The 14,923-nt window shown below is 60.0% G+C and carries 15 protein-coding genes; 6 read left to right on the top strand and 9 right to left on the bottom strand.

The window, feature by feature from the left end:
* Positions 1–19 precede the first annotated feature (19 nt).
* The 4 genes from CCX46_RS21360 to CCX46_RS21345 all read right to left on the bottom strand — a co-directional run bounded on the left by CCX46_RS21360 (position 20) and on the right by CCX46_RS21345 (position 3,296).
* Positions 20–1,030: an alpha/beta hydrolase gene (locus CCX46_RS21360; protein WP_127929239.1), complete on the bottom strand. Its 1,011-nt coding sequence runs from the start codon at positions 1,028–1,030 to the stop codon at positions 20–22.
* A 34-nt stretch (positions 1,031–1,064) separates the two neighbouring features.
* Positions 1,065–1,484, bottom strand: coding sequence for an organic hydroperoxide resistance protein (locus CCX46_RS21355; RefSeq protein ID WP_007908600.1), 420 nt, complete (start codon positions 1,482–1,484; stop codon positions 1,065–1,067).
* A 326-nt stretch (positions 1,485–1,810) separates the two neighbouring features.
* Entirely contained in the window at positions 1,811–2,266 is a 456-nt protein-coding gene (locus tag CCX46_RS21350) for a MarR family winged helix-turn-helix transcriptional regulator (protein ID WP_127929238.1), read from the bottom strand.
* A gap of 73 nt (positions 2,267–2,339) precedes the next feature.
* Complete coding sequence (locus tag CCX46_RS21345; RefSeq protein ID WP_127929237.1) at positions 2,340–3,296, bottom strand: LysR family transcriptional regulator; 957 nt, start codon at positions 3,294–3,296, stop codon at positions 2,340–2,342.
* 109 nt (positions 3,297–3,405) lie between these two features.
* On the opposite strand from CCX46_RS21345, the gene CCX46_RS21340 reads away from it, so the two are divergent.
* A complete protein-coding gene (locus tag CCX46_RS21340; RefSeq protein WP_174245075.1) occupies positions 3,406–4,155 on the top strand; it encodes a sulfite exporter TauE/SafE family protein in 750 nt (249 codons plus the stop codon).
* On the opposite strand, the gene CCX46_RS21335 is transcribed toward CCX46_RS21340, so the two are convergent.
* Positions 4,145–4,999, bottom strand: coding sequence for a LysR substrate-binding domain-containing protein (locus CCX46_RS21335; RefSeq protein ID WP_007908606.1), 855 nt, complete (start codon positions 4,997–4,999; stop codon positions 4,145–4,147). The two genes, CCX46_RS21340 and CCX46_RS21335, sit on opposite strands and share 11 nt — an antisense overlap.
* 96 nt (positions 5,000–5,095) lie before the next feature.
* On the opposite strand from CCX46_RS21335, the gene CCX46_RS21330 reads away from it, so the two are divergent.
* Together CCX46_RS21330 and CCX46_RS21325 are read left to right on the top strand one after the other, a co-directional pair.
* Positions 5,096–5,317, top strand: a complete 222-nt coding sequence (locus CCX46_RS21330) for a DUF1127 domain-containing protein (protein ID WP_007908607.1) — start codon at positions 5,096–5,098, stop codon at positions 5,315–5,317.
* Between the two features lie 80 nt (positions 5,318–5,397).
* Positions 5,398–6,624, top strand: coding sequence for a winged helix-turn-helix domain-containing protein (locus CCX46_RS21325; RefSeq protein ID WP_127929235.1), 1,227 nt, complete (start codon positions 5,398–5,400; stop codon positions 6,622–6,624).
* 98 nt (positions 6,625–6,722) lie between these two features.
* On the opposite strand, the gene CCX46_RS21320 is transcribed toward CCX46_RS21325, so the two are convergent.
* Positions 6,723–8,069 carry a class II 3-deoxy-7-phosphoheptulonate synthase gene (locus CCX46_RS21320; protein ID WP_127929234.1) on the bottom strand — a complete coding sequence of 449 codons (1,347 nt, stop codon included), beginning with the start codon at positions 8,067–8,069 and terminating at the stop codon, positions 6,723–6,725.
* A gap of 152 nt (positions 8,070–8,221) precedes the next feature.
* On the opposite strand from CCX46_RS21320, the gene CCX46_RS21315 reads away from it, so the two are divergent.
* Positions 8,222–8,977, top strand: a complete 756-nt coding sequence (locus CCX46_RS21315; RefSeq protein ID WP_127929233.1) for a spermidine synthase — start codon at positions 8,222–8,224, stop codon at positions 8,975–8,977.
* A gap of 111 nt (positions 8,978–9,088) precedes the next feature.
* Here the strand turns inward: CCX46_RS21315 and CCX46_RS21310 are convergent, their stop codons facing one another.
* Positions 9,089–9,880 carry a crotonase/enoyl-CoA hydratase family protein gene (locus CCX46_RS21310; RefSeq protein WP_127929232.1) on the bottom strand — a complete coding sequence of 264 codons (792 nt, stop codon included), beginning with the start codon at positions 9,878–9,880 and terminating at the stop codon, positions 9,089–9,091.
* Positions 9,881–10,303: 423 nt separating this feature from the next.
* Between CCX46_RS21310 and CCX46_RS21300 the strand changes: the two genes are divergently transcribed.
* A complete protein-coding gene (locus tag CCX46_RS21300) occupies positions 10,304–11,977 on the top strand; it encodes a DEAD/DEAH box helicase (RefSeq protein WP_122597121.1) in 1,674 nt (557 codons plus the stop codon).
* Between the two features lie 105 nt (positions 11,978–12,082).
* Here the strand turns inward: CCX46_RS21300 and CCX46_RS21295 are convergent, their stop codons facing one another.
* Positions 12,083–12,850, bottom strand: coding sequence for a DODA-type extradiol aromatic ring-opening family dioxygenase (locus CCX46_RS21295; protein WP_110721024.1), 768 nt, complete (start codon positions 12,848–12,850; stop codon positions 12,083–12,085).
* 103 nt (positions 12,851–12,953) lie between these two features.
* Here CCX46_RS21295 and CCX46_RS21290 point away from each other — a divergent pair, with 103 nt between their 5' ends.
* Positions 12,954–13,601, top strand: coding sequence for a thiopurine S-methyltransferase (locus tag CCX46_RS21290; RefSeq protein WP_127929231.1), 648 nt, complete (start codon positions 12,954–12,956; stop codon positions 13,599–13,601).
* Positions 13,602–13,784: 183 nt separating this feature from the next.
* Here CCX46_RS21290 and htpX read toward each other — a convergent pair whose 3' ends face one another.
* Complete coding sequence (gene htpX, locus CCX46_RS21285) at positions 13,785–14,672, bottom strand: protease HtpX (RefSeq protein ID WP_007908619.1); 888 nt, start codon at positions 14,670–14,672, stop codon at positions 13,785–13,787.
* Between the last annotated feature and the right edge of the window lie 251 nt (positions 14,673–14,923).

Here is a 14,923-nt window from a genome sequence, read left to right as displayed (position 1 = left end):
TCCCACAATGGGATTGTGATTACTTCAAGTGTTGCTTGAGTTCTTCAGATGCCTGCAACATCGCCGAACGCACTGCCGGCACCTGACTGACCACGTTAAGCAAACCGTAATCGTGGATCATGCCGTTGTAACGCACCGACGTCACCGCCACACCGGCCTCATCGAGTTTGCGCGCATACGCTTCACCTTCATCACGCAACACATCGGCGCCGGCGGTCTGCACCAGTGCTGGCGGCAGGCCCTTCAGTTGTGCAGTGGTGGCCCGCAGCGGCGAGGCGTAAATCTCGTTTCGCTGCTTGGCGTCGGTGGTGTAGTTGTCCCAGAACCACTTCATCATGTTGCGCGTGAGGAAGTGCCCTTCGGCGTACTGATTGTAGGAACCGGTGTCGAAATTGGCGTCCGTCACAGGCCACAGCAGCACCTGGAACTTGATCGCCGGCGTGCCTTTGTCTTTGGCCATCAGTGCAACCACGGCCGCCATGTTGCCGCCGACGCTGTTGCCAGCGACGGCCAGACGTTTCCCATCGACATTGATTTCTTTGCCGTGCTCGGCGACCCACTTCGTTGCCGCGTAAGCTTGGTTGATCGCCACCGGGTAATGGGCTTCCGGTGAAGGCGTGTAATTGACGAACACCGCCGCCGCTCCCGAACCGACCACCAGATCCCGCACCAGCCGCTCGTGCGTCGGGAAATCGCCCAGCACCCAGCCACCACCGTGGAAGAACATGAACACTGGCAGCTCGCCCTTGACCCCGGCCGGCCGGACGATGGTCAGGCTCAACGGTTGGCCATCGATCTGGATGGTTTTCTCGCTGACGTCCGCTTTGGGCAGCGTCAGCTTGACCCCGGACTGCGCGCCGACCAGCACGGCGCGGGCATCTTTGGGTGTCAGCTGTTCCATCGGTTTGCCGGTACCGGCATTCAGCACATCGAGAAATGCCTGAGTGTTGTGTTCGACATCACCGGCAAATGCACTGTGGATGGACAGGGCGAGAAGGGTACCGGTCAAGACTTTGCTGAAAGTGTGCATGTTCATTTCCTGTTCGGGCCTGAGGTATCAGCAGTTAAACGGTGACGTGCAGACGCACATCGACGTTGCCGCGGGTGGCGTTGGAGTACGGGCAGACCTGGTGAGCAGCGTCGACCAGCGCTTGTGCGTCGGCTTGTTCCAGGCCAGGCAGGCTGATGTGCAGGTCGATGTCCAGACCGAAGCCACCGGGGATCTGGCCGATACCGACGTGGGCGGTGATCGAGGCATCGTCAGGGATTTTGCGTTTGGTCTGGCTGGCGACGAATTTCAGTGCGCCGATGAAGCAGGCCGAGTAGCCGGCCGCGAACAGTTGCTCAGGGTTGGTCGCCGCGCCGCCGGCACCGCCGAGTTCTTTCGGGGTGGCGAGTTTGACGTCGAGGATGTTGTCGCTGGAGATCGCACGACCATCACGGCCGCCAGTGGAGGTTGCGATTGCGGTGTAGAGAGTTTGCATGGTGTGAGCCTCATTGGGTGTGGTTATGTGCGCTAATTGTTTGCGCGCTAAGTAAGTGCGAGGTAAATGTATCGCGCGAATATTTAGCGCGCAAGATAAATTTTTGAAAAAGCTGCACTTCCACGAAGGGGCGGGTATGAGAGGGTGGCTGTAAGGCTTGAGTTAGAGCGGATTGCGCGGTAGATCAGGTGGTGAAAATATTTTGCTGTCGATGAAATCAATGTGGGAGCGAGCCTGCTCGCGAATGCGGTGTATCAGTCACCATTCATATCGACTGACACTACGCATTCGCGAGCAGGCTCGCTCCCATAGGGACTGTGTGGAGGTCAGATCAGGCTTTCCTGCAAGTGACCGCGTAGCGCCTGCAACTCTGATTGCAGCTTCTGCAGGCGTTCCAGAGAGAAGCCGCTGGCGCCGAGAATGCATTGCGGAATGGTCTGTGCCTTGTCGCGCAGCGCACGGCCTTGTTCGGTCAGTTCAACCATCACCACCCGCTCATCCTCACGACTGCGCGTACGGCTGAGCAAGCCTTCGCCTTCCAGGCGTTTGAGCAGCGGAGTCAGCGATCCGGGATCGGTCAGCAACCGCGAGCTGATTTCTCCGACGGTCAAACCATCCTTCTCCCACAACACCATCATCGCCAGGTACTGCGGATAGGTCAGGTTCAAGGCTTGCAGCAGCGGCTTGTAGACCTTGGTCATCATCAGCGAAGTGGAATGCAGAGCGAAGCAGGCCTGGTTGTCCAGCAGCAGGTCGTCGCAGGTGTCGCGTTCGGAAGTCATTTCAAAAGCCTTGTTCGGTAATGGTCATGAATCTAGCGCTCGAATCTTTAATGCGCCAGATAATTTTCCGGCGCTAGTGCCGGCCCAGATCTCGCTGTAACGCCAGATCCCATGGCGGCACCGGACTGAAGCGGGTTTTGAGATATTCGAGCAACAAGCGGCTGCGCGAGTTGGTTTGTTGCTCCATACGCAGCGCGTAAATACCGGTGGATTCCGGGCTTGGCAGGCCGTTTTCGCAAAACAACGGCAGCAGTTCGCCGCGCAGCAGGTATTCGCTGGCCAGCCACGTCGGCAAATGCGCGATGCCCAAGCCAGCCAAGGCGCCGCAGACCAAGGCTTCAGCATTGTTGGCGCTCATGCGGATGCGCGCCGGGCGGTGCAATTGCATCTGGCCGTCCTGCTCGAAGCGCCAGGCGAAGGGCGGAGCGAGGCCGTCCCAGTCGAGGCCGTCATGCTCGCTCAGTTGCGCCGGACTGCCGGGCACACCACGGCGTTTGAGGTAATCAGGACTGGCGCAGGCAATACGCACCATGCTCGCCAAGGGTGTGGCCACCAATCGGGTATCAGCCATTTGTCCGGCGCGCAGCACCAGATCGACTTTGCCCAGGTTCGAGCCGCCCATGTCGACGAAACTGTCGATCAGATGCAACTGCACATCCAGCCCCGGATACAGAACGAGAAAGTCAGCGATCACCGGTGCCAGGTGCCGTCGCCCGAAAGCGGCGGGGGCATCGATGCGGATCAAGCCCTCGGGCGCACTGCTCAAGGACACCGCTTCTGCGCGGGCCAGTTGCAACTCGGCAACAATCCGTCGCGCGCGTTCGGCAAACGCCAGACCCGCCGGCGTTGCGCGCACTGCGTGAGTGCTGCGGACAAACAGCTGGCTGCCGACCGCGCTTTCCAGGCTGTCGATTCGTCGGGCGACGGCCGAGGGTGTCAGCGGATGACGGCGCGAGGCGGCGGAAAAACTGCCGCTCTCCAGCACATCGAGAAACAGCCCGAGCTGATCGGTCAATTGATTGGGGTTCATGGTTGGCAACGCCTGTGCGAAATCAGCATAGCCATTGTGCGTTGCTGTGCGTTTCCCCGCCAGCCGCGACTGCGTAGGATGAATCGCCTGACGTGAGAGGAATTCGGCTGTGATGGAGTTTTTGTTGTACCTGTTGTTCGGCGCCGCCCTTGGCACACTTGGCGGCATCTTCGGCATCGGCGGCGGTTTGATTGCCATTCCGTTGCTCGGCGTGTGGTTTGGCCTTGATCAACAGATCGCCCAAGGCACAGCGCTGGTCATGGTGGTGCCGAACGTGATGCTGGCGCTGTGGCGTTATCACCAGCGCAATCGCATCGAACTGCGGCATGCGCTGCCTTTGGCGGTAATGGGTTTCTGCTTTGCCTGGATCGGTTCGATCTGGGCGGTGGGCATTGATGCGCAAACCATGCGCATCGGCTTCGTCGCGTTCCTGGTGGTCCTTTCGATCTACAACCTGTTGAAGATGTTCGGCAAGCAACCCGCTGTGACATCCGAAATGCGCTATTCCTGGCCGTGGCTTGGCGTGCTTGGCGCGGCGTCCGGGACCATGGGCGGATTGTTCGGAGTGGGCGGAGCGGTGGTGGCAACGCCGGTGCTGACCAGCCTGTTCGGCACCACGCAAGTGGTTGCTCAAGGCTTGTCGCTGGCGCTGGCCTTGCCAAGCACCGGAGTGACTCTGGTCACCTACGCGGTACACCACGAAGTGGACTGGATGATCGGCCTGCCGCTGGCCATCGGTGGTCTGGCCAGCATCAGTTGGGGAGTGAAAGTCGCCCACGCCATGCCGGAAAAACTCCTGCGCGGGCTGTTCTGCGGTTTCTTGGTGCTGTGTGCGGTGATGCTCGCGTTTAAAGTTTGAAGCCTTCGACGATGTGCTCGGCCAGGCACTCGGTGATCGGTGACGGATTGTTCAGGTTGCGGATCAGCATGATGCTGGCTTCGGGCAGCAATGGCAGATCTTCGGCGGCACCGAGAATGCGCATGTCCGGGGTGATCAGGCTTTCCAGTTGCGCGGTGATCGCCAGACCCGCGCTGACCACGGCCATCAACGCCGAGAGGCTGGTGCTGTTGTAGGCGATGCGGTATTCGCGGCCCATCGCATCCAGCGCATTGCACGCCCACAAGCGGCAGAAACAATCACTGTTGAACATCGCCAGCGGCAGCGGGGTTTGTTCGTGGGCACTGAAATTCTGCGCCTCGGCCCAGACAAAACGCTCCTTGCGCAGCAGTTGGCCGATCTCGTTGCCCGGCTCGCGGGTGACGATCGACAGATCCAGATCGGTACGCTGCAGCAGTTGTTTGGTCGACTCGCAATGCACTTCGATCTGGATCAGCGGATAGAACTGCGCGAACCGCGACAGGATCCCCGGCAGAAACCGCATCACATAATCGTCCGGCGTACCGATGCGCACCGTGCCGACCATGTGCGGCTCGCGCAAGGTGTTGAACACTTCGCTGTGCAACTTGAGGATGCGCCGCGCATAACCGAGCAGCACCTGGCCCTCGGCGGTCAGGCGCACCTGGCGTCCGTCGCGCTCGAACAACTGCCGCTGCAATACGTCTTCTTCCAGACGCTTCATCTGCATGCTCACCGCCGATTGCGTGCGGTTGACCATTTCGCCGGCACGGGTAAAACCGCCCTGATCAGCGATGGCGACAAAGGTGCGCAGTACATCGGTATCGATACTGGGGTAGGCCGACAATTGATGAATCTCCGTGATGCATGCCATCAGAAACATTCGTTGGATTGATCTTAGCGCCGGCGCGAGACTTGAGCCATCCACAAAGGAGGCAACACGATGAAAGGTCAAAGAGAGTATGTAGACGAATCAAAATTTTCCGGCCACGGCCATATCGTTTCCGACCTGCTGCACAAGTTTAGCCGCTGGTACGAACTGCACCGTGAACGCGAATTGCTCGCCAGTCTGAGCGACGAAGCGTTGAAGGACATCGGCGTCAGTCGTGCCGACGTTGAACACGAAGCCGTGCGGCCGTTCTGGGATGACCCGATGCATAAATGACCCCCTGCATAAATGATGAGCAGAGCGCTACACAAACCAACTTCCAGTGAGGTAGGTTGCGAGCAGACAAGGAGATGCTCATGCCCGCAACAGTATCCTTTTCCCTCAAACAGGCGCGACGACTGGCGCTGGCAGCCCAAGGCTTCAACGGGCGCCAGCCGCCGACTGTCAAAGCGCCACACCTCAACCGGCTGATCGAACGACTGGGATTGCTGCAAATCGATTCCGTCAACGCCGTGGTGCGCTCGCACTACCTGCCGCTGTTTTCCCGTCTGGGTTCCTATTCTTCTGATTTGCTCGACCAGGCTGCCTGGAGTTCGGGGCGTCGGCGCACATTGTTCGAATATTGGGGCCATGAAGCGTCATTGCTGCCGCTGTCGATGTATCCGCTGATGGCGTGGCGGATGCAGCGAGCCAGGCGCGGCGAGGATATCTATCAGCAACTGGCGAAGTTCGGTCGCGAGCAGCAGGACGTGGTTCGCCGGGTGTTGAACTCGGTCGCAGAGCAGGGCGCGTTGGGCGCCGGCAGCTTGTCGACTCGCGAAGACAAGGCCGGGCCATGGTGGGACTGGAGCGTGGAAAAGCATGCGCTGGAATGGTTGTTTGCGGCGGGCGAAGTGACGGTAGCGGGGCGGCGTGGATTTGAGCGCTTGTATGATTTGCCTGAGCGGGTAATTCCTTCATCGATTCTGCAACAAGCGTTGCCTGATGAAGCCGAAGCGCAGAGCGGGCTGTTGCTGCATGCGTTACAGGCGTTGGGCGTCGGTACAGAAAAAGACCTGCGAGATTACTTCCGTCTGAATCCGGCGGATGCACGGCCGCGACTGGCTGAGCTGGTCGAGGCGGGGCAATTGCAGATGTGCGAAGTCGCTGGTTGGCGACAGATCGCTTATTGCCTGCCGGAGCCGAAAGTCCCGCGCAAGGTCGTGGCCAGTGCGTTGTTGTCGCCGTTTGATTCGTTGATCTGGGAACGCAGCCGCACTGAGCGTTTGTTCGATTTTCGCTATCGGCTGGAAATTTATACGCCGCAGAACAAGCGGGTTTTCGGCTATTACGTGCTGCCGTTCTTGCACAACGAGCGGATTGCAGCGCGGGTTGATCTGCGTGCCGAACGGGCGGCGGGGCAGTTGGCGGTGCATGCGGTGCACGAAGAGGAAAAGGGACTGGATGAGGAAGGGATGTTGGCGCTGGCGCTGAACTTGCGGCAGATGGCGGATTGGCTGGGGCTTGCGCGGGTGCAATTGAATTGTCAGCGCGAGAGTGCGGCGCGGTTGCGGGTGGCATTGGCGGAGCTTGGTGGTGTCTGAGCCGGCCTCTTCGCGAGCAGGCTCGCTCCCACATGGGTTGTGTGTACGACACCAATCCAGTGTGGGAGCGAGCCTGCTCGCGAAAGAGGCGACGCGGTCTAACGGCGAACTTGTTTGAGGGTTTCAGCGATGAGGAATGCCAATTCCAGCGACTGATCGGCATTCATCCGCGGATCACAATGGGTGTGATAGCGATCCGACAAGCCATCTTCAGTAATCGGCCGCGCGCCACCAATGCACTCGGTGACATTCTGCCCGGTCATCTCGATGTGAATCCCGCCGGCATAACTGCCTTCGGCTTCGTGCACCTGGAAGAACTGTTTAACCTCACCGAGGATCTGCGCGAAGTCGCGGGTCTTGTAGCCGCTGCTGGCCTTGATGGTGTTGCCGTGCATCGGGTCTGAGCTCCACAGCACTTGCTTGCCTTCACGCTGCACCGCACGGATCAGCGCCGGCAGGTGATCGCCGACCTTGTTCGCACCCATCCGCGCAATCAGGTTCAGGCGCCCCGGATCGTTGTCCGGGTTGAGCACGTCGATCAGGCGGATCAGATCCTCCGGGTTCATGCTCGGGCCGACTTTCACGCCGATCGGGTTGTTCACCCCACGCAGGAACTCAACATGCGCGCCGTCGAGCTGACGGGTACGGTCGCCGATCCACAGCATGTGTGCCGAGCAATCGTAGTAATCGTTGGTCAGGCTGTCGCGGCGCACGAAGGCTTCTTCGTAGTTCAGCAGCAACGCTTCGTGGGCGGTGAAGAAGCTGGTTTCGCGCAGTTGTGGCGAGCTGTCCATGCCGCAGGCGCGCATGAACGCCAGGGTTTCATCAATGCGGTCGGCGAGGTGGCTGTACTTCTCGGCCAGCGCGGAGTTGGCGATGAAATCGAGGTTCCACTTGTGCACCTGATGCAGGTCGGCAAAACCGCCTTGGGCAAACGCGCGCAGCAGATTCAGCGTGGCGGTGGACTGGTGGTAGGACTGCAGCAGACGCTCCGGATCCGGTACGCGGCTTTTCTCGTCGAAACCGATGCCGTTGACGATGTCGCCGCGATAAGCCGGCAGGGTCACGTCGTTGATGGTCTCGTCGTTGGCCGAGCGTGGCTTGGCGAACTGGCCGGCCATGCGCCCGACCTTGACCACCGGGCAGCCGGCGGCAAAGGTCATGACGATCGCCATCTGCAGCAATACTTTAAAAGTGTCGCGAATCTTCGCCGCGGAGAACTCGGCAAAGCTTTCGGCGCAATCGCCACCCTGCAACAGAAAGGCCCGGCCCTGAGTGACTTCGGCAAACTGTCGGCGCAGCTCGCGCGCTTCGCCGGCAAACACCAGCGGCGGATAGCTGGCCAGCGTCTGCTCGACCTGGCGCAGATGCGCAGCGTCAGGATATTGGGGTTGTTGCTGGATCGGCAGGGCGCGCCAGCTGTCAGGGCTCCACGGTTGGCTCATCACGGTCTCTAATTGGTTCTACGCACGGAAGGCCATGTTAGCAGCAATTAGTGCGTGACCTGCTCCCGCCCCATCACCGACAATCGCCGCTTTGCCACGGCGCCACAGCGGTGCCATCGCGTCACCGCGCCCGGTGACCATCAGGAGACGAAATGACTGAGGAGCGCGTCGAGCATCTGCTCGCCGAAGTACAGGATGAGTTCGGCGTGATACGCGTGCTGGAAGTGGCCGATTACCGCTTTCTCGAGTTCGGCGATGCGATCGAGCAGAGCTGCGTGTTCACCGCTGATCCGAGCTGGCTGGAATACGACTACACCCGGGCGATGCTGATCGGTGCGTTGTGCCATGAGCAGCCGGAGAGTGCGCTGTTTCTGGGGCTCGGTGCCGGTACGCTGACGCAGGCCTGCCTCAAGTTTCTGCCGCTGGAAGATGTCGAAGCGATTGAATTGCGCCCGGATGTACCGCGTCTGGCTATCGAATACCTTGGGCTGGATGATGATCCACGCCTGTACATTCGCGTCGGCGACGCCCTCGAACTGCTGCCGACTGCCGAGCCGGCGGACCTGATTTTTGTCGACCTGTACACCGATGTCGGGCCGGGTGTCGGCCATCTGGCCTGGAGTTTTCTCGGTGACTGCCAGAAACGGCTGAATCCGGGCGGCTGGCTGGTGATCAATCAGTGGGCCACCGATGACGGCAAGCCGTTGGGCGCGGCGTTGTTGCGCGGGCTCTATCACCGGCACTACTGGGAGCTGCCGGTGAAGGAGGGCAACGTCATTTTGATTGTGCCGGCGGATCTCGATCAGGCGCTGGACATGCAGGCACTGACCGCCCGGGCCGAATCGTTGGCGCCGAAGTTGGGATATTCGTTGCAGTCGTTGATCAACAGTATTCGCCCGGCCACCTGAGGCTGCTGGCCTTGCTGGCCCTATCGCGAGCAGGCTCACTCCTACATTGAAATGCGTTCCCTTGTAGGAGTGAGCCTGCTCGCGATGGCGTCATGGCAGGCGCCAAATTTTTCAGATCCCCTTGAAGACTCCAGGTCGCCGCTCCACCAACGAGCGCACTCCTTCCTTGGCATCTTCACTGGCCAGCAACTTCTTCACCAGCGCCGGCAAACCCTGCGCCGCCGCTGTCTCGCCTTCATACCGAGCCTGCCGCGCCGACATCAACGTCGCCTGCACCCCCAACGGCGCCTGCCGGGCAATCCGTTCGGCCAACGCAATCGCTCGCGGCAGCAGGTCTTCACTGGCCATCACTTCCTGCACCAACCCCAGGCGCAACGCATCGTGAGCATCGAACTCATCGCCGGTCAGCAACCAGCGCATCGCATTGCCCCATCCGGCGATCTGCTGAAAACGTAAAGTCGCGCCACCAAAAGGAAAGATCCCACGCTGAACTTCCATTTGCGCGAAACGGGTATTGCTCGCGCACAGGTTAATGTCGGCGGCCAGCATCAACTCGATACCGATGGTCAGGCAGTAACCTTGCGCGGCGACGATCACCGGTTTGCTCACCCGTGGTCCGACGAAAACACCCCACGGGTCGCAACCGCCGGTCGGAACCTGCCAGCCTTGGGCGAGGGCGGAGCTGGCATTGACCAGATCCAGACCGGCGGTAAAGTGCTCGCCATGGCCAAACACCACCGCCACCCGCGCTTCGCTGTCGGCTTCGAACTCGCCGTAGGCCAGGCTCAGCTCGTTGAGCAGGTCGAGGTCGAAGGCGTTGCGTTTGGCCGCTCGATCGAGGCCAATCAGATGGACGTGACCACGGCGTTCACGGCTGACGCGGCCGGCACAGGGCTGATTCATGGCGAAATCCTCGAGCGGGGAGGGCGGGTGCAGCGACGGTATGCCGCACATCGATGAATCGTTTAAGCGTCATCGCCCGCAGGGCCGGGCCTATGAAAAATAGACCTTGGCGCGATTATCCGCAAAACCCCGTTACACAGCGGTGACACACGCATTCAGACGATAAAAAAAGCTCCCTTTTTGGGCAAAATCCGGTATAGTGCGCGCCGGCCTTTAACCGGGCCGCGTTTAGGTAGCGCAATTTCCCGAAGTCAGCTTCGGCTGCACGTCCGCATTGCGGGCTCTTCCCGGACGATTCTTTTTTTCATTCATTCGTTTTCGCAAATCCCCGCCGACAAAGCTGCCAGGGCGACTCTTGAGTCTCAACACGGCATGCGCAGCTTTGGAGCATGGGTCTTTGCGGATGCACTTAGAGGCAGACCCATGACCCAGGAAACCGGCGGATTCGCCGCTTTTAATCTTAACCCGAATATTCTTGCAGCCGTCGCAGCGACTGGCTACGAAGAGCCTTCGGCGATTCAGCAGCAATCGATCCCGATCATCATGGCCGGCCAGGACATGATTGGTCAGGCGCAAACCGGTACCGGTAAAACCGCCGCGTTCGCACTGCCTATTCTGCACCGCATCGATCCTGCCAAGCGCGAACCGCAAGCCCTGATCCTGGCGCCAACTCGTGAGTTGGCGCTGCAAGTAGCAACCGCTTTTGAAACCTACGCCAAGCAAATGCCGGGCGTTACCGTTGTGGCCGTTTACGGCGGCGCGCCGATGGGCCCACAACTGAAAGCAATCCGTAATGGTGCACAGATCGTTGTCGCCACTCCGGGCCGTCTGTGCGACCACCTGCGTCGTGATGAAAAAGTTCTGTCGACCGTGAACCACCTGGTTCTCGACGAAGCTGACGAAATGTTGAAACTGGGCTTCATGGATGACCTGGAAGTCATCTTCAAGGCTCTGCCATCGACCCGTCAGACCGTTTTGTTCTCGGCTACCCTGCCGCAGTCGATCCGCGCCATTGCTGAACGCCACCTGCGCGATCCGCAACACGTGAAGATCCAGACCAAGACTCAGACCGTTACCGCGATCGAACAGGCTCACCTGTTGGTTCACGCTGACCAGAAGACTTCGGCCGTTCTCAGCTTGCTGGAAGTGGAAGATTTCGACGCCCTGATCATGTTCGTGCGCACCAAGCAAGCGACCCTGGATCTGGCCAGCGCCCTCGACGCCAAAGGCTACAAAGCCGCGGCGCTGAACGGTGACATCGCCCAGAACCAGCGTGAGCGCGTCATCGACTCGCTGAAAGATGGCCGTCTGGACATCGTTGTCGCGACCGACGTTGCTGCTCGTGGTCTGGACGTTCCGCGCATCACTCACGTGTTCAACGTCGACATGCCGTACGATCCGGAATCCTACGTTCACCGTATCGGCCGTACTGGCCGTGCCGGTCGCGAAGGTCGTGCACTGCTGCTGGTGACTCCACGTGAGCGCCGCATGCTGCAAGTGATCGAGCGCGTAACCGGTCAGAAAGTTGCCGAAGTACGCCTGCCGGACGCTCAAGCCGTTCTCGATGCGCGCATCAAGAAACTGACCAACAGCCTGTCGCCGCTGGTCGCTGACGCCGAATCGACTCACGGTGAGCTGCTCGATCGTCTGACTGCAGACATCGGCTGCACCCCGCGTGCTCTGGCTGCTGCGCTGCTGCGCAAAGCCACCAACGGTCAAGCGCTGAACCTGGCTGCGATCGAGAAGGAACGTCCACTGGTGCCGAACAACGCACCGCGTGGCGACCGTCCTGAGCGCACCGGTGATCGTCCTGATCGTGGTGACCGCGAGCGTCGCGCGCCAATGCCTTTGGGCGAAGGCCGTGCTCGTTGCCGTACCGCGCTGGGTGCGCGTGATGGTATCGCTGCGAAGAACCTGCTGGGCGCCATCCTCAACGAAGGTGGTCTGGCCCGTGAAGCGATCGGTCGCATCCAGGTGCGTGACAGCTTCAGCCTCGTCGAGCTGCCGGAAGATGGTCTGGACAAACTCCTGACCAAACTGAAGGACACTCGCGTTGCCGGTAAGCAGCTGAAACTGCGTCGCTATCGCGAAGATTGATCCGCCCCCGGGCTGATTGATCGAACATAAAAAATCCCCGACTGGTTCGGGGATTTTTTTTGCCTGTTTTTTGCCTTGGTGGGAGCGAGCCTGCTCGCGAAGGCGTCAACCGAAACGATAAATATCCATGCCCAGCGCACCCATCGTGAAACCCTTGTGCGCCACGCTGAACTCACCGCCCGCGCCCCGGGCAAAATACAGCGGCAACAAATGCTCATCGCTCGGATGGCTGCGCACCGCATGCGGCGCCTGCTGGCGATAATCATGCAGCGCCGCCTCATCGTCGGCCGCCAACTTCTCGATCACCCAGTCACGGAAATCCCGCGCCCACGGCTCGACACTTTCCGGGCCGGCGTGCCAGTCCAGTTCGCGCAGGTTGTGCGTGATGCTGCCGGAGCCGATCAGCAAAATGCCCTGATCACGCAGGCTCGCCAGCGCGCGGCCGACCCGGGTTTGCAACGCCGGGCCAGCGCGACTCGGCAGGGAGACCTGCACCACCGGGATATCCGCTTGCGGGTACATCAGCGACAGCGGCACCCAGACGCCGTGATCGAACGGACGTTGCGGATCGAGACGTGCTGGCAGATTGTTGGCAGTCAACAGATCGGCCACCTCAGCGGCCAACTGCGGATTCCCCGGCGCTGGGTACTGCACTTCAAACAATGCGCGGGGGAAGCCGCCGAAGTCATGCCAGGTTTGCGGTTGCGCATGGCTGCTGACCAGCAGTTCGTGGCTCTCCCAATGGGCAGAGACGATCACGATGGCTTTGGGTTTCGGTAATTCGGCTGCCAGACGCGCCAGCGCCGGGCCACTGGCACCGGGCTCCAGCGCCAGCATGGGTGAGCCATGGGAAATAAACAGGCTGGGAAACATGATGGGTTCCTGAGCGTTAAGATGAGCTCATCTTCAGTCAGATCATTGATCTAAATCTAATATAAGTTTTAACGCTTTTTGATCGAATTATTCGGAGTGATGCATGCAGCCTGAGTTTTGGCACAAGAAGTGGGATTCGGGGCAGATCGGTTTTCATCTGCCGGAGGTGAACCCTTATTTAAAGCGGCACTGGGCGGTACCGGCAGTGGGGCGAGTGCTCGTGCCTTTGTGTGGGAAAAGTCTGGATCTGGCGTGGCTGGCCGGGCGCGGTCATCAGGTGCTTGGGGTCGAACTGTCGGAAAAGGCTATCGAGGACTTTTTCAATGAGCATCAGATACAGCCGCAGATCAGCCAGAAGGGCGCGTTCAAGGTCTATCGCAGTGACACCATCGAGTTGTGGTGCGGTGACTTCTTCGCGCTGACGGCGAGCGATGTAGCCGATTGCACGGCGATCTACGACCGTGCTGCGCTGATTGCCTTGCCAGCGCCGATGCGTGAGCGCTATGCGGCGCATCTTCAGCGGATCCTGCCGTTGGGTGTGCAAGGGCTGTTGATTACGCTGGATTACGATCAGGCGCAGATGCCGGGGCCGCCGTTTGCGGTGGGGGATGATGAAGTGCTGCGGTTGCTGGGGGATGTCTGGCAGGTGCAGGTGCTGGAAGAGCAGGATGTGCTGGGGGAGAGCGGGAAGTTCCTGCAGGCAGGCGTGACGCGGCTTGAGGAGCGGGTTTACCGGGTTTCTTCTCGATAGATGTTTGCTGACAGTGCCGGCCTCTTCGCGAGCAGGCTCGCTCCCACATTGGATGGGTGTTTGCAGGGCCCGTGTGGGAGCGAGCCTGCTCGCGAAGAGGCCATCAGCAACAATCCATTATTGGCAGGAACAAAAAAAGGTCCGCATCACTGCGGACCTTTTTTCATTGTTACGCCAGTCGGATCAACCGCGACGACGCAGCGCGTCGATACGCTCTTCCAGTGGCGGGTGGCTCATGAACATGCGGGCAAAGCCCTGTTTGATGCCACCGTTGATGCCAAAGGCGTTCAGGGTGTCCGGCATATGCACCGGCAGGCCCTGTTCGGCGCGCAGGCGTTGCAGTGCGCCGATCATTGCGCTGGTGCCCGCCAGACGTGCGCCGGCTTCGTCGGCACGGAATTCGCGCTTGCGCGAGAACCACATGACGATCGCACTGGCGAGAATGCCCAGTACCAGTTCGGCGAAGATGGTCGCCACGTAGTAGGCGATGCCCTGGCCTTCTTCGTTCTTGAAGATCACTTTGTCGACGAAGTTGCCGATGATCCGCGCAAAGAACATCACGAAGGTGTTCACTACGCCCTGGATCAGCGCCAGCGTGACCATGTCACCGTTGGCCACGTGACCGATTTCGTGGGCCAGCACGGCTTTCACTTCATCGGGCGAGAAACGCTCGAGCAAGCCCTGGCTGACCGCGACCAGCGCGTCGTTCTTGTTCCAGCCAGTGGCGAAGGCGTTTGCTTCGTAGGCCGGGAAAATACCGACTTCGGGCATCTTGATCCCGGCTTCGCGGGACAGTTGCTCGACGGTTTGCAGCAGCCATTGCTCATGCCGGGTACGTGGCTGGCTGATGATCTGGGTGCCGGTGCTCATCTTCGCCATCCACTTGGAGATGAACAGCGAGAACAGGGAGCCGGCGAAACCAAAGACCGCACAGAAAACCAGCAGCTGACTAAGGTCGAGATCAACCCCGTTGGCCGCCATGAACCCGTTGAAGCCGAACAGGCTCAGGGTGATGCTGGCTATCAGCACGACCGCCAGGTTAGTGGCCAAAAACAGCAGGATGCGCATCATGGTTGTAGAAATCTCCTCAAGCTAAAGATGTAGCGTACTGCGGGGTATATAAGGTGCTGCACCGGGCTATTCAACTGAGTGACTATTTCAAACTGTGTCCTACAGCGAATTCTTCGGTGCTCGGCACATTTCCCACGACAGATACCGATAGGGATGACAGCCAGCCGCGACCCGTCGCCATTACCTCAGGCGCAGGTGACTGATACGAATCGCAAGTGTAGAAGGCGTGCGCAGACGCGGAATGCAGAAGT

Source organism: Pseudomonas sp. RU47, assembly GCF_004011755.1.
Lineage (GTDB): Bacteria > Pseudomonadota > Gammaproteobacteria > Pseudomonadales > Pseudomonadaceae > Aquipseudomonas.
The sequence above is the reverse complement of the archived record's forward strand: the minus strand, read 5'-3'. Positions and strand labels throughout refer to the sequence as shown.